Origin of the sequence: Aurantibrevibacter litoralis (assembly GCF_034651555.1) — a bacterium.
Taxonomy (GTDB): domain Bacteria; phylum Bacteroidota; class Bacteroidia; order Flavobacteriales; family Flavobacteriaceae; genus Aurantibrevibacter; species Aurantibrevibacter litoralis.
Window position 1 is genome coordinate 1 of the sequence record NZ_JAYEEQ010000028.1, and the last position, 14,432, is coordinate 14,432.

The following is a 14,432-nucleotide window of genomic DNA, read 5'->3' on the forward strand; positions in this document are numbered from 1 at the left end:
CCGGACCCCCCTCTTTCAACACCATCATAAAACTTATTTTTAAAGATTTATTGTCCTAAGGATGGGGGTAATTATAATTAACCTTTGGATAAGGGTATTAATTTTTCATTAATTTAAGTGTAGGTTACAAGTTTATATATTTGTAGAAAACATCTAAATGCTTCGAAATCTTATTTTGTTATTGATGGTCTTTGTCCAGGTTCTGTATGTGAATGCACAGAAAACAATAATCGGAAAAGTCATTGACGATACCGACCAACAGCCATTAATTGGGACATTTGTCCAGCTAAAATCGGGTAAAAACAGTACCGTTACTGATGAACTGGGAAATTTTGAAATAAAAGGTTCAAATGGAGAAGATCATGTTATCATCAAGTATTTAGGTTATAACGAGATACAAATTGAAATCAATGACCAAACATCAGACATAGGAACAATTAAATTGGAACGTGCCAATACCACGCTAGATGAGGTCATTGTAAGTGCCTCACCCAATAATTACAAAGGTGACTTTAAAGGGAGTAATTTTCGCATCAATCCAGTTACATTAAAAAACATAAACCCCTTGAGCACCGAAGAAATCCTGAGAACCGTACCGGGAGTGAATATTATTGGCGATATGGGACTTTCAAACCGCCCAAATATAAGCATTAGAGGTTCTTGGGGCAGGCGTTCTAAAAAGGTTCTGTTAATGGAAGATGGAACACCTTCTGCACCCGCCCCCTACATTGCACCCGGTGCCTATTACAATCCTGTTAGCGACCGTTTAACTGCAATAGAAGTGTACAAAGGGGCAGATATGTTGCGTTTTGGGCCTAATAATATGTATGGTGCCATTAATTATATTACGGCAATGCCACCTCAAAAACCAGAATTGAGGATTAAACTTGTTGGTGGAGAACGAAACTATCAGACAGGCTTACTTTCATACGGTGGTACATGGAACAACCTCGGGGCATTGGTGGAAAGTGTTTATAAAAAGTTTGATGGCTTTACAAACAATTCTTCAGTAGAAATACTAAATTTGAATGCCAAAATATTTGCTAAACTATCTGAAAATCAGTCCTTATATTTCAAAGTAAGCGGTCAGTTTGAAGACAATCAGGCTTCTTTAAGTTCGCAAACACCATTTACTTTTGATACCGACCCAACTCAAAACCCTTTGGATGCCGACCAATTTACAATGAGACGTTATGGCGTGGATATTATCCACAAATGGTTGCCAAATAATAACCTGAGTTTCACCTCAAAAATGTATGCGACCGATTTTGAGCGGGATTGGTGGCGGCAGGTCACAGCAAAGGTTAAAGCATCTGAGGTAAGGAATTACCTTGGTGAAAACATTTTCAATGACCGTTACAGCTATTTAAATGGAAAAACTTTTGGAGAAGAGGATTATGTTATTGTGGGCAGGGTCGTAAACGGGCAAGAAAGCACTACGGATAGTCGTTGGACGTACACCGTTTCGGGATTCAAAGAAACGATGGATTATGATTGGCAAGCTTTTGGTGAAGTACAACATTTGGAAGCATCTATTAATTTTCATCGTGAAACTTTCAAAGATCGGTTTTTGGTAGCCAATAACAGTCGGTGGGCAAGAAGTGGAACAACAACTACCGATTTATGGTATCGACTTTGGTCGGCCAATGGATTTATCCGAAATGAATTTAATATTGGTAAATGGGGAATAACCCCTATCCTACGAGTAGAACACGTAGATATGTATCGACAAGATTTATTAGCTCTTGCCCAAAATCCGAACATCAACAGCACGAAAGAAGGAAGAGAACCAAATGTTTACACGCAATTCTTACCAGGCATTACGTTAGATTACCGCATTGCAAATGGCGAATTTTATGGAAGCATTTATCAGGGAATGATTGCACCATCAAAAGTATTTGGTTTTTTAGTGGAGCAAGACGGTATTGTTACCAATCCACTTGCAGGGCAGAGCATCAACATTGAACCTGAATTGGCGTGGAATAGGGAAATTGGTTGGCGAGGAAATTTGTGGAACAATCGTATTGATGGCCAGTTAACCTACTTCAACAATACCAGTCGGAATTTTTATGCAGGCGGGCGAAACGAAGTGTTTGAAAAGTTAGGAAAAATTAATGTGGAGGGATTGGAAGTTGCTATTGGGGCCGATCTTTTCAATATAAACCACCACAAGTTGCGCCTTTTTGGAAACATCAATATCATGCAATCAAAAGTTTTAGAAGGTATATTAGTAGATAAAGACCTTTTCTCGCAGGTTATCCACAGCACCAACACTCAAAACGAGTACCTTGATAAAGTCAACACCAACCGAAATGCCTATGATGTCTATGTCTCTGACGGTTTGGGAAACGAAGTATTACTTACTAATGAAACCATTGACCAATCCAACTTTCAAAATATTACAAAAAGCGTAATCAAATTTGGGGATAATGGTGTTTCAGATGCCGATGCACCATATACCCCAAAATGGAACACAAGTATGGGTTTTAATTATGATTTTAATAAATTATCCGTTGGTGTGAGCGGACATTTTGTAAGTGAGCAGTTTACGGAGTTTCATAATTTTAGGAACGAATCTGCCGATGGAGCCATTGGGAAATTGCCAGCCTATCATTCTATTGATACCTTTGTGAACTATGATTTTGTTTTAGGTAAAAACCTAAATACAACCGTTTTTATTAACGGCAAAAACATTACCAATGAGATTTACAGAGCCTCCCGATTGAATCGTGCTACTTCCGGGGTATTTGGAGGAGGATTTAGGCAAATTATCTTTGGAGTGAACATAAAAATATAAAGATTACTGGGAATAACTAAACCTTCAAATGTTGGCAATGCGTAATGATTAAAAGAGCTAATATTAAAATAATCACGAACATACATAATTATCGGTAATCGGACAGAAAATGCTTTTAAATCATGCTCATTGGATGCATAGCAATAGCTTTTCATTTAGGAAGCTTCCGAATCTCAATGCGATACTGTATCTTTGTAATTTAGAATTAGTTTTAATAAAACTGAAAACCAGTTCCTAAGCAGATGAAATTGGACAAAAAAGAGATCTTAAAAGCATTAGCCGAAATTACCGTTCCTGGTGAAGGAAAAAACATGGTTGAAAGTGGTGCGGTTACCAATGTAATGGTATTTGGCGATGAGGTAGTGGTGGATATCACCATTAATAATCCCAGCCTACAAGCACGAAAAAAAACAGAGGTAGAAATCCTCAAGGTGATCCATGCTCGGGTCTATGAAAAGGCAAAAATCACCGTAAATTTAAAGGTTGATGCACCAGCGAAACCCCAAGTGAACGAAATAAAGGGGAAACCCATGCCTGGCATTCAAAACATTATTGCCATTGCTTCCGGAAAAGGTGGTGTAGGCAAGTCTACGGTAACAGCGAATATAGCGGTTACCTTAGCAAAAATGGGATTTAAAGTGGGACTGTTAGATGCCGATATTTACGGGCCATCAGTGCCCATGATGTTCGATGTATTGCACGAAAAACCACTTTCGGTTACCGTAGCTGGGAAACCCAAAATGAAGCCAATAGAAAGTTATGGCGTAAAAATATTATCTATAGGATTTTTTACACAGCCCAATCAGGCGGTAATTTGGCGTGGCCCTATGGCTTCAAAAGCACTAAACCAAATGATTTTTGATGCGCACTGGGGCACCTTAGATTTTCTACTGATAGATTTACCTCCGGGAACCGGCGATATCCATTTAAGTATTATGCAATCTTTACCGGTAACCGGTGCGGTTGTCGTTAGTACCCCTCAAGAAGTAGCATTGGCCGATGCCCGAAGAGGTGTCGCCATGTTTCAGCAAGAAGCGATTAATGTACCGGTGTTGGGAATTGTAGAAAATATGGCGTATTTTACACCTGCCGAACTTCCGAATAATAAATACTATATTTTTGGAAAGGAAGGCGCAAAACGTTTGGCGGAGGATATGAATGTGCCGTTTTTAGGCGAGATACCTCTTGTTCAGAGTATTCGTGAGGCGGGCGATGTAGGCAGGCCAGCAGCCATGCAAACCGCAACACCTATAGAAACTGCCTTTGAGGCACTTACGCGAAATGTAGTGCAAGAGGTGGTACACCGAAATACAGCCTTGCCCCCAACAGAGGCTATTAAGATTACCACCATGGCCGGCTGTTCGGCAGTTAAAAAGAAACACCTATGACAACGGAAGAGCTACGTATAAATATTGAAAAGGCATTGGACGAGATACGGCCCTTTCTGCAAAGCGACGGAGGCGATATTTCGCTAATATCTATTGATAGCGACACCTCAGTAAAGGTACGGTTAGAAGGTGCTTGTGTGGGTTGTAGCGTAAACCAAATGACGCTGAAAAGCGGGGTAGAAATGACTATAAAAAAGTATGCGCCCCAAATAGAGGAAGTCATCAATATTAGTTAGTATAATTTCTTGAGAACCGCCGTAGAAATACTTCATTTTTAGTTTTCCAATTGTTATAATACCGTTTAGGCCAAGATTCCATGACCGACATCAAACTTAAAATTACCGACAGAGACGGTGTAACGCATGAAATAGATGCGCCAACCGACATGAACATGAATTTAATGGAAGTAGTACGCTCCTATGAGTTAGCCCCTGAAGGCACCATAGGCGTATGTGGTGGCATGGCCATGTGTGCCTCTTGCCAGTGCTATGTTACCTCCGACCACCAACTTCCTGAAAAATCGGATGAAGAAGACGCCATGCTTTCGGAGGCCTTTTATGTACAAAACAACAGCCGCTTAGGGTGTCAAATTCATATTACGCCTGCTTTAGACGGATTAGAAGTGGTTTTGGCTCCTGAGAGTTAGTCTAGCGCGCTGATTGCTTTTTTTGCTTTAACGGCACTTTCCATTTACCTGTAGCCATCGGTTTTGATGGGGAATTGCAATTAAAAAAGCGTCTGTTGCTGCACCGGGCTTTCGTGGGCTAATAACCATTGTTTCCGGTGCAAGCCGCCGGCATAACCGATTAAGGCACCGGTACTTCCAATAACACGGTGGCACGGAATTACAATCCATAAGGGGTTTTGGCCGTTGGCTGCGGCAACGGCACGTATCGCTTTTGCGTTGCCTAATCTTTTGGAGAGTTCCAAATAGGAAATGGTTTTTCCGAATGGAATTTCTTGCAACGCCTGCCATACTTTTTTTTGAAAATCGGTACCCTCGGGCTGTAATTCCAATTCAAAATGTTGGCGCGTTCCCTCAAAGTATTCTCGGAGTTGGTAGACGGCATCTTCCAGGCATTCCGGTACTATATCCGTTTGGTTTTCTGTACCATCCAAAATGGTAATTTTAGATACCCCATTAGCATCGCCTTCTATTTTTGCAATTCCCAGAGGCGTTGGTATGTAGGCTATTTCCATAGGATGCATTTAATTTGGCTGAAGGGCTTGGTAAAACAATTGTTGTAAGGCCGGCCTAATATTTAATGTGCTAATACTGTTATGCTTACGAGTCGGATACACCCGATTGGAAAGAAATATAAACACCAATTTTTTCTTTGGATCGGCCCATACAAACGTACCGGTAAAGCCACTATGCCCAAAGCTCTCGGGACTCACTTCGGGTGCCGGGTAGGCTTCTTTAAGGGGTAACTGGGCGTTGTTTAGCAGCGGCTTATCAAAACCCAATCCCCTTCTATTGTCGTTTTCCGGGTATTGTACTTTGCTAAATTCCTTTACCGTGGCTTCGGAAATATATCTTTTGCCATCATAACGCCCATATTGAAGATACATTTGCATAAAAATCGCCAAATCTTCTGCGGTAGCAAAAAGTCCGGCATTGCCCGAAACACCACCCATTAGGGATGCATTTTCGTCGTGTACCCAGTTTTGGGTCAGCGACTTTCTAAAAAGGGTATCTACTTCCGTTGGAACAATGGCGTTAGCGAAATTTTTGGTTTTTGGTAGGAATCCCAAGGTTTTGGTTCCTAGGGGTTTATAAAAGGTTTGCTGAAGATAATCGGCATAGGGCATTCCGGTGCGTTGGGCAATCAATTCAGGGAAAATGAGAAAAGTAAGCCCGGAATATTTGTATTTTTTTTCGGGACTTACCACCGAACGATTCATGTGCCGGTACATTTTATGTTTAAATCGATCTTTTATGAAAATACCGTCATAGGCCTGAAGGCTGTGTTTTGGGCTCGGGGTTTGGCGCACGAATCGTTTTTTGAGTGTCCCATTTTTACGGAACACTTCATTTAAAAATACAATATACGGCTCAAGTCCGGCCTGATGCGCCAGAATTTCCCTGAGGGTAATGTTTTTTTTGTCTTTTTGATGTCTCCAAGGCTTCCAATAGGTACTAAATGGGACATCCAGATTTAGGTTACCTTCATCGTATAATTTCATCAAGGCAGGCAAAGGGCCAATTATTTTGGTTACAGAGGCTAAATCGAACAGATCATTCTCTTGAACAGGGGTGATGCTATCATAGGTGTGATAGCCGTAACTTTCGTTAAAAATAATTTTTCCTGAATGTGCTACCAGAAGTCGTGCCCCCGGAAAAGCCTTATTTTTTATCCCATTAGAGATAATAGAATCTACTTTCGAGTGGAGGAATACGGAATCTATCCCTACAACATAAAGCGATGATGGAGACAATGCATCCCTTGCCTTTAGGATATCCTGTTGCGCTTGGCTAAGAAAACTTATACCAACAAGAATACATAAAGACCATCGCTGTACGCGACTTGTCCGTTTTGATTTGGTTTTTGGTGTTACCTTCCACATGAGTTACATCAATTTTACGGCATCTTTTGCAAAATAACTTGCAATGATATTGGCTCCGGCGCGTTTAAATGCAATGAGTTGCTCCATCATCACCGCATCGTGATCTAGCCACCCTCGTTCTGCCGCAGCTTTTACCATGGCATATTCACCGGACACCTGATACACGGCGATGGGCACATCCACTTCATTTCTAATTTCCCGAACAATATCTAAATAACAAATACCCGGTTTTACCATTACAATATCGGCACCTTCGTCTATGTCCATTTGGGTTTCCCGAAGGGCTTCAAAACGGTTTGCACTATCCATTTGGTAACTGCTTTTGTCTTTTGGAATATTTTTTAGGGCTACCGGCGCAGAATCTAAGGCATCCCTAAACGGACCATAAAAAGCACTGGCGTATTTGGCGGAATAGCTCATAATGCCGGTATCGGTATATCCCTCATCTTCCAAGGCCTCCCTAATGGTGAGGATGCGGCCGTCCATCATGTCGCTGGGAGCTACAAAATCTGCCCCTGCTTGGGCATGGGAGATGCTCATTTCGGCTAAAATTTCTGAAGTTTCATCGTTTAGTATCCTACCTTTTTCTACAATACCATCGTGGCCGTATTTGGAGTAGGGATCCAAAGCCACATCGGTCATAACAAGCATATCCGGACAGGCATTTTTTATGGTTTTTATAGCGCGTTGCATGAGGCCTTTAGGGTTCAGCGCTTCAGATCCTTTGTTGTCCTTGAGGTGATCGGGCACCTTTACGAAAAGGAGTACGGCACAAAGTCCCATTTCCCAAAGTTCTTTTACCTCCTTTTCCAGCAGATCCAGACTAAAGCGATAGTAGTTGGGCATGGAGGCTATTTCCTCTTTCACTTGGTGGCCTTCTACCACAAATAAGGGCACCAAAAAATCGCTGGGAGTAAGAATGGTTTCGCGTACCAAATGCCGTATGGCTTCACTTTTTCGCAGTCTTCTATTTCGTATTAATGGGAACATTTTTTTACTTGTTGTTACAAAGTTAGTACTCTTTTATATCATTGAAACCCACTTTCTGGGTTTCAATCCTATCGTAAATAACCACGATTACGAAGATCGCGGTGGATGTCAGCAATGTTTTCGGGGATGTTACCTTGCAGTAACCAATTCACATCCAAACCATTATATATGGAGGCTTTCATAAGGCCATGGTAATTCCCAATATGCACTCCCAATTGTTGTAGTCCGGCCTCAAAATCGAGATGACAATCTTCGTGTAGTTTCCGGATCAGTAGTAGTATTTTAAATACTTTGGCAACGATATAGGTATATAATTTATGACTTTTAGAGGGCGGTGCTTTTTCTATTTTTTGCAGGTTAAGAGCTAGCACTTCATTAAGCATTAAAAGGTTTAGGCTCGCTTCGCCAAATTTATCTTTGGTAATCGCTACATGTTCGTTTATAGCGCCGCTTAAATAGCGTATATCCATTAGAAGATATCCGGGGCTGTAAAATGAATCTGTCATTTCCAGTACCCTTTTTTTAATGTGTGCTTCCATTTGTATTCGTCGTTCATCTACCGATATAGTACTCAGTAATTCAAAACGAAGGCGATTGGCTAACGGCAGGTCTTTTTTTAGCAGTCGTAAAAGGAGTTTATCTTTTTCCTTTACCGGAAGATTTGCGATGGCTTCTTTAAATTCGGTATCAAAGGTCATAGTTTTGTTTTTTAGTTTACGTGCTGTAAATGTGTTGGTTTACAGCCATTTTTTTGGCTGTTGCAAGACGTGTACCAGACGTTCTTCTTCACTTCCAGGCTTGGGCGTGTGGTCATATACCCATTGTACATGTGGAGGTAAACTCATTAAAATACTTTCTATACGTCCATTGGTTTTTAATCCAAATAAGGTGCCTTTGTCGTGTACCAAATTAAATTCTACATACCGTCCGCGACGTATTTCCTGCCATTTACGCTGTGCATCGGTGTAATTAAAATCTTTCCGTTTTACAACGATGGGGAGATAGCTTTCTAGAAAACTATTTCCGACTTCGGTTACAAAATTATACCAATCGGTTAATGTCATTGCTTGGGTTGGCTTACAATAATCAAAAAATAATCCGCCTATGCCTCTGGCTTCGTTTCTGTGGGCATTCCAAAAGTAGGAGTCACATTTATTTTTGTACCGCTCATAAAATTCCGGGTGATGCGTATCGCAAGCCTTTTTACAAACAGAATGAAAGTGTACGGCATCTGCATCAAACAAATAGTAAGGCGTTAAATCTTGGCCACCCCCAAACCAACGATCGGCCACATCGCCATCTTTATTGTACAACTCAAAATAGCGCCAATTGGCATGTACTGTGGGCACCATAGGGTTTATAGGGTGCAACACCAAACTAAGTCCACAGGCATAAAAATGCGCATCGGCTACACCAAAATATTTCTGCATACTTTGAGGCAGTTGCCCATGCACCGCAGAAATATTGACGCCTCCTTTTTCAAATACGCCCTTAGCACCGGGTTCGTTTGCTATGACCCTAGTACGCCCACCTCCTCCTTCGGGCCGCTCCCAAAGATCTTCTCGGAATTTTGCAACTCCGTCTACGGCTTCCAGTGCCGAGCAAATGGTATTTTGTAGATTTTGAATGTAATTATAAAATAGAGTTTTGATGGTCGTTTCTGTTTTAAAGGTTTCCGATAGTAAGGCAATGTTTAACTCTGAGTCCTACTTAGAAAAATCAACCTACGTAAGCGTTTTAATGGTCGGGGACACTCCTTCTCTAAAGCTATTTTTAGTGTAGTTGATCAGAATCGTACAAATGGCAAACAAAGATATCATTTCCTTAGCATTAAATAAAACGGCACTAATTTCATTTTTGTACACCAATGCACTTTTAGCCGAGAATTTTTGTACCGAAACATTTTTTGGATTGCTTTACACTATTCAAAAAAAATACTACTTTTAAAAGATGATGCTTAAGCACCTAAAGTGAACTCAAAAACCACGAAATTTTAATACAAAATGAAACACTATACGCTTGTTTTTCTCGTTTTAATTGGCTTTACATTAGCCGCCCAAACCAAAGCCTCAAAAGCATCTTCCGTGCTTTCCGAAGCGTCTGCATCCAGTCAAGGCATGTCCCCGGAACGTCTTAACCGCATTGATGCGATGCTGCAAAAGGCAGTTGCCGACGAAGACGTGCCGGGCATAGTAGCACTCATTGCGCGTAATGGTAAAATTGTATTTCATAAGGCGTACGGAATGGCCGACAATACCGCTAACCGATCGCTTAAGAACGATGATATCTTTAGAATTGCATCACAAACCAAAGCGATTACGGCCACCGCTGTAATGATGATGTGGGAAGAAGGTAAATTCCGATTAGACGACCCCATATCCAAGTACATTCCCGAATTTAAAGAAGCCAGAATTTTAAAGAGTTTTAACGAAGCCGATTCCTCTTATACCAGCGTTCCGGCGCAAAACCAAATTACCATAAGGCACCTGTTAACGCATACTTCAGGGATTGGCTACGGGGTTATTGATGGGGATTTACGGTTTAAAAAAATGTATGCCAAAGCCGGAATAACAGATTTGTTTACCACAGCCAATATACCCATAGGCGAAAGTGTAAAAAAATTAGCTGCCTTACCATTGCACCATAATCCGGGTGAGAAATTTACCTATAGCGAAGGTTTAGATGTGTTAGGTTATTTTGTGGAAATCGTATCGGGTACCCCATTTGACCAATTTTTGCGCCAAAGAATTTTTGATCCCTTGGGCATGAAAGATACTTGGTTTTACCTACCCACGGACAAGCACCATCGCTTGGTAAGTGTACAACACAAAGTGGATGGGAAATGGCGCAACTATCCGGTTACTTTTTACGACACCGACTATCCTATTACCGGAGCAAAACGCTTTTTTTCCGGAGGTGCCGGCCTCTCCAGCACCACTAAGGATTACGCTACTTTTTTGCAGATGTATTTAAATATGGGCAAATTGAATGGCGTTCGCTTGTTGAGTAGAACCACCGTAGAAACCATTATGGCCAATCAAATTGGGGATATTTGGGCTGCAGAGCCAAGACATTATGGTTTGGCCTTTGGGGTTTTAAACGATAATGGGAAAGCCAATGGGGGTCAAGGTGGGGTAGGCACTTTTGATTGGGGTGGTTATTTTAATACCCAGTATTTTGCAGATCCGGAAGAACAACTCATAGGATTGATTTTTAAACAAACGCAGGGAAATGTTTCGGACCAGACCAGTTGGCGGTTTCGGCAAATGGTTTTCTCGGCGATAGACAATTAGGAATGCTTTTCTCAACCAAAAAGGGGGCAAGGTGTGTCAAGAATGGGTTTTTTAATCTAACGCAGAAGAATAGAATACCTTTGTTTTCGGCAACTTGTGCGGTGGCAATTTTTAGGTAGTACGTTGTTCATCCATAAAATATCGAGGAATTAATTTTAAAAAATTGAAGCTATCTTTCAGATATGACTAACGTAATTTATTTAGAAAAAAGACCCGTAGGAATTCCAAAGTTGACCGATTTTAAATTTGGCACGGAAACTATACCGGAATTACAAACCGGACAAATCCTCCTTAAAACCAAATACGTGTCCGTAGACCCCTATCTTCGGGGTCGTATGAACGACGTAAAATCCTATATCCCTCCATTTCAGTTAGGACAGCCTGTTGCCTCGGGTTGCATTGCCGAGGTAATTAGCTCTAGGCATCCCGATTATGAAAAAGGAGATTTTGTATCCGGCATCTTAGACTGGAAAGAAGTACAGATTTCTAAGGGACAAGACCTTACAAAAGTATCTCCAAAAAAGGCACATTTATCTGCGTATTTGGGGGTTTTGGGTATGACGGGACTCACCGCTTATTTGGGACTTACCCAGATTGGGAAGCCAAAAAAGGGAGAGACGTTATTCGTCTCCGGTGCAGCGGGTGCGGTAGGTAGTATTGTTGGGCAAATAGGTAAAATAATGGGCCTTAAGGTTGTGGGGGTTGCCGGTACCGATGAAAAAGTAAGACTATTAACCACAAAATTCGGGTTCGATGCCGCTTTTAACTACAATACCGAAGGAAATAAAATAGAAACATTGGCAAAGTATTGTCCGGAGGGGATAGATGTCTATTTTGATAATGTGGGCGGTGAAATTTCGGAGGCCGTGCTATTTCATATCAACAAACGAGCACGTATGGTTATGTGTGGTGCCATTTCTATGTACAATGAAAAAGAACTTCCAAAAAGTATTGCCGTACAACCGTTTTTGGTGCGTAAGAGTGCCTTAATGCAAGGCTTTATTATTTTTGATTTTGAAGCCCAAAATCCGGAGGCACTGCAACAATTAACGCAATGGCTAGATCAAGGACTATTGGTGCATTCTGAAACCGTACGAAATGGTTTTGACGCCATACCCCAAGCCTTTATTGATTTATTTAGTGGAAAAAATATAGGCAAAATGGTGGTGGCTATATAGGTTGACATATTTAAGATGGCTTAATGAAGGTTCAGATTGATATGTGATAGGGGCAAAACACTCCACTTTTTAGGTGTATCTTAGAGTGTTTTTTTAATCCATTTTGATGAATACGGAATCCCTGATAACGCATTTTGAAACCTACCTGCCTTTTGAAGCACACGAAAAGCGTCTTGTTTTGGAGCGGGTACACACGAGAAAGCTGAAACGCCGAGACCATATTTTAAGCGTGGGCGAGGTATGCCGTCATTATACCTTTGTTGTCAAAGGAATTTTGCGGATGTATGGCATAGACCGCAACGGCAAGGAGCACAACATTTTGTTTGCGGCGGAAAACGATTGGATTTCCGACATCAGTAGTTTTCATTCCACTCAGCCTGCTGTAGCGAACATTCAAGCAGTAGAAACATCAGAAATTATACAAATAGAACAACAAGATTTGTATCATCTTTATAGTAATATTCCCAAGTTAGATCGCGTCTTTAAGGTAATTACAGAAGAAAAGTACGTAGAGTTACAAAATCGGGTTTTTCAAGGTTTAAGTGCTACTGCACATCAACGGTATGTGACCTTTTTAAGGCAATACCCCAATTTGGCTAACCGACTCCCTAATACCCAAATTGCTGCCTATCTGGGCATAACTCCGGAGTTTTTAAGCATGATTCGAAAAGAAATGGTGCGTCCAGCGGAAAAATGAGGTAGTGCCTAATTTCTTAAAGTAGTTTAAGGGTAAACCAAAGGCGTTGTTCGGATCTTTGCCGAAACAAATACTAAAAACCCTTAGACATGAAAAAATATCGAATTTTGGCAATTTCAATGTTTGTAGTCGCCACCGCTTTAGGTCAACAGCTAAAGCTTGGCAAGCAAACTTTTGAACTGCATAGCGTAACCGGTTCCATTATAAAATTTCAAGGAAAAAAAGTCCTGAAAATTGAACGCGATTTGGAGGCCATCCCCTTTGATGTCAATAATATTGAAGCGACAGTAGATGAGCCCCACTATGCGCGTTTGGTAGGTTTAGATGATTTTGAAAACGGCACCATTGAAGTAAAAATGTACAGTCAGCTACAAGATCCAGCACCTTATCCCGGAATAGCAGGGTTTATTGGGGTGTATTTTAGAATCCAAGATGACCATTCCGGTTTAGAGTCTATTTACCTTCGTCCAAAAGTAGGCAGGGCTTCGGAACAAAGGCTCAGAAACCATACAGTTCAGTATTTTTCATATCCGCATGCCAAATTTCAGACCTTACGAGACAACTATCCTCCGGGTACGTACGAAGGTTCGGCCCCCGTAGCCCTAAATGAGTGGATTACCATGCGCATAGAAGTCAATGGGGAAACGGCTGAAATGTTTATTAACGACCAAAAGTACTCCTCCTTTATTGTAAATAAAATGTTGGGTACCACCAAAAAGGGGTTTGTTGGACTTTATGTGGATATTGGCACAATTGGATATTTTAAAGATTTGAAAGTTACCAAAAGCGCATTGAAGCAAAAGACAGAAGGTGAAAAGATAGACGACATATAGTGTTTTATTGGTAATCTAAATTTTTTTTTCGGGTATAGATGAATAGCAATAGCTATAAAAATGATCTAAAATGATTTCGATAAAAATAGTTTTTTAGGATTGTTTTTGCTCTTTTTATGGGATGCAGTATGAATCTACGAAATGCACAACGTTTAACCAATAATTTGTACATTGTAGTTTTAAATGGTACTATATGAAATACCTCATCTCCTGCTTCATGCTGGCCATATGGGGCTTACAGGCTCAAAACACGATATCGTTTACTGCCGGAAGCACTTCTCCAAAGGCAATTTTGGATGATGTTTCTTGGATTGCAGGACACTGGAAAGGTGCTGCTTTTGGAGGTATTATCGAAGAAATATGGAGTCCGCCTCTAGGAGATTCCATGATGTTTATTTTCAGATTGATCTTAGAGGATAAAGTGGAATTCTACGAAATAGGACACATTCAACAAGTGGAAGAAACTCTAATTTTACAGTTAAAACATTTTCACGGCAATTTGGAAGGCTGGGAAGAAAGAGATGAGGTGGCCGACTTTAAATTGGTGCGCCTTACACCGGATCGAATTTATTTTGACGATTTTACCTTTGAGCGCATCGGTGTCAACGAAATTAATATTTATGTGGTTATTTTAGATGAAGATGGGCACACCGAAGAGGTGACGTTTAACTATAAAAGGGTTTCGTAG

Annotated in this window: 14 protein-coding genes; 9 read left to right on the forward strand and 5 right to left on the reverse strand. The window is 40.9% G+C overall.

Features of this window, described 5'->3' with window-relative positions:
- The first annotated feature begins 157 nt into the window (after positions 1-157).
- The 4 genes from U1E44_RS15730 (at position 158) to U1E44_RS15745 (ending at position 4,831) form a co-directional block, all read left to right on the forward strand.
- Positions 158-2,797, forward strand: a complete 2,640-nt coding sequence (locus U1E44_RS15730; RefSeq protein ID WP_322932068.1) for a carboxypeptidase-like regulatory domain-containing protein — start codon at positions 158-160, stop codon at positions 2,795-2,797.
- A gap of 242 nt (positions 2,798-3,039) precedes the next feature.
- Complete coding sequence (locus U1E44_RS15735; RefSeq protein ID WP_322932069.1) at positions 3,040-4,185, forward strand: Mrp/NBP35 family ATP-binding protein; 1,146 nt, start codon at positions 3,040-3,042, stop codon at positions 4,183-4,185.
- Complete coding sequence (locus tag U1E44_RS15740; protein ID WP_322932070.1) at positions 4,182-4,421, forward strand: NifU family protein; 240 nt, start codon at positions 4,182-4,184, stop codon at positions 4,419-4,421. The genes U1E44_RS15735 and U1E44_RS15740 overlap by 4 nt, the downstream gene beginning before the upstream one ends.
- An 80-nt stretch (positions 4,422-4,501) precedes the next feature.
- A complete protein-coding gene (locus U1E44_RS15745) occupies positions 4,502-4,831 on the forward strand; it encodes a 2Fe-2S iron-sulfur cluster-binding protein (protein WP_322932071.1) in 330 nt (109 codons plus the stop codon).
- A gap of 80 nt (positions 4,832-4,911) precedes the next feature.
- Here the strand turns inward: U1E44_RS15745 and U1E44_RS15750 are convergent, their stop codons facing one another.
- The 5 genes from U1E44_RS15750 to hemF form a co-directional block, all read right to left on the reverse strand.
- Positions 4,912-5,385 carry a methylated-DNA--[protein]-cysteine S-methyltransferase gene (locus tag U1E44_RS15750; protein WP_322932072.1) on the reverse strand — a complete coding sequence of 158 codons (474 nt, stop codon included), beginning with the start codon at positions 5,383-5,385 and terminating at the stop codon, positions 4,912-4,914.
- A gap of 9 nt (positions 5,386-5,394) precedes the next feature.
- Positions 5,395-6,753: a serine hydrolase domain-containing protein gene (locus U1E44_RS15755; protein WP_322932073.1), complete on the reverse strand. Its 1,359-nt coding sequence runs from the start codon at positions 6,751-6,753 to the stop codon at positions 5,395-5,397.
- A gap of 3 nt (positions 6,754-6,756) precedes the next feature.
- Positions 6,757-7,743 (reverse strand): porphobilinogen synthase, encoded by a 987-nt coding sequence (gene hemB, locus U1E44_RS15760; RefSeq protein ID WP_322932074.1) that lies wholly within the window; start codon positions 7,741-7,743, stop codon positions 6,757-6,759.
- Between the two features lie 68 nt (positions 7,744-7,811).
- Positions 7,812-8,441, reverse strand: coding sequence for a hypothetical protein (locus U1E44_RS15765; RefSeq protein ID WP_322932075.1), 630 nt, complete (start codon positions 8,439-8,441; stop codon positions 7,812-7,814).
- Between the two features lie 39 nt (positions 8,442-8,480).
- Positions 8,481-9,395 (reverse strand): oxygen-dependent coproporphyrinogen oxidase, encoded by a 915-nt coding sequence (gene hemF, locus U1E44_RS15770; RefSeq protein WP_323673919.1) that lies wholly within the window; start codon positions 9,393-9,395, stop codon positions 8,481-8,483.
- A 351-nt stretch (positions 9,396-9,746) separates the two neighbouring features.
- Between hemF and U1E44_RS15775 the strand changes: the two genes are divergently transcribed.
- The 5 genes from U1E44_RS15775 (at position 9,747) to U1E44_RS15795 (ending at position 14,432) form a co-directional block, all read left to right on the forward strand.
- Positions 9,747-11,036: a serine hydrolase domain-containing protein gene (locus U1E44_RS15775; protein WP_322932076.1), complete on the forward strand. Its 1,290-nt coding sequence runs from the start codon at positions 9,747-9,749 to the stop codon at positions 11,034-11,036.
- A 182-nt stretch (positions 11,037-11,218) separates the two neighbouring features.
- Positions 11,219-12,214: an NADP-dependent oxidoreductase gene (locus U1E44_RS15780; protein WP_322932077.1), complete on the forward strand. Its 996-nt coding sequence runs from the start codon at positions 11,219-11,221 to the stop codon at positions 12,212-12,214.
- 106 nt (positions 12,215-12,320) lie between these two features.
- Positions 12,321-12,911, forward strand: coding sequence for a Crp/Fnr family transcriptional regulator (locus U1E44_RS15785; protein WP_322932078.1), 591 nt, complete (start codon positions 12,321-12,323; stop codon positions 12,909-12,911).
- Positions 12,912-13,000: 89 nt separating this feature from the next.
- On the forward strand, positions 13,001-13,744 hold the full coding sequence (locus U1E44_RS15790; protein WP_322932079.1) for a 3-keto-alpha-glucoside-1,2-lyase-like domain-containing protein: 744 nt from the start codon (positions 13,001-13,003) through the stop codon (positions 13,742-13,744).
- 193 nt (positions 13,745-13,937) lie between these two features.
- Positions 13,938-14,432, forward strand: coding sequence for a DUF6265 family protein (locus tag U1E44_RS15795; RefSeq protein ID WP_322932080.1), 495 nt, complete (start codon positions 13,938-13,940; stop codon positions 14,430-14,432).

Bases quoted from the DNA above. Each gene is read 5' to 3' on its own strand.
- U1E44_RS15730 (WP_322932068.1), top strand. From the start codon at position 158: ATGCTTCGAAATCTTATTTTGTTATTGATGGTCTTTGTCCAGGTTCTG.
- U1E44_RS15735 (WP_322932069.1), top strand. From the start codon at position 3,040: ATGAAATTGGACAAAAAAGAGATCTTAAAAGCATTAGCCGAAATTACC.
- U1E44_RS15740 (WP_322932070.1), top strand. From the start codon at position 4,182: ATGACAACGGAAGAGCTACGTATAAATATTGAAAAGGCATTGGACGAG.
- U1E44_RS15745 (WP_322932071.1), top strand. From the start codon at position 4,502: ATGACCGACATCAAACTTAAAATTACCGACAGAGACGGTGTAACGCAT.
- U1E44_RS15750 (WP_322932072.1), bottom strand. From the start codon at position 5,385: ATGGAAATAGCCTACATACCAACGCCTCTGGGAATTGCAAAAATAGAA.
- U1E44_RS15755 (WP_322932073.1), bottom strand. From the start codon at position 6,753: ATGTGGAAGGTAACACCAAAAACCAAATCAAAACGGACAAGTCGCGTA.
- hemB (WP_322932074.1), bottom strand. From the start codon at position 7,743: ATGTTCCCATTAATACGAAATAGAAGACTGCGAAAAAGTGAAGCCATA.
- U1E44_RS15765 (WP_322932075.1), bottom strand. From the start codon at position 8,441: ATGACCTTTGATACCGAATTTAAAGAAGCCATCGCAAATCTTCCGGTA.
- U1E44_RS15775 (WP_322932076.1), top strand. From the start codon at position 9,747: ATGAAACACTATACGCTTGTTTTTCTCGTTTTAATTGGCTTTACATTA.
- U1E44_RS15780 (WP_322932077.1), top strand. From the start codon at position 11,219: ATGACTAACGTAATTTATTTAGAAAAAAGACCCGTAGGAATTCCAAAG.
- U1E44_RS15785 (WP_322932078.1), top strand. From the start codon at position 12,321: ATGAATACGGAATCCCTGATAACGCATTTTGAAACCTACCTGCCTTTT.
- U1E44_RS15790 (WP_322932079.1), top strand. From the start codon at position 13,001: ATGAAAAAATATCGAATTTTGGCAATTTCAATGTTTGTAGTCGCCACC.
- U1E44_RS15795 (WP_322932080.1), top strand. From the start codon at position 13,938: ATGAAATACCTCATCTCCTGCTTCATGCTGGCCATATGGGGCTTACAG.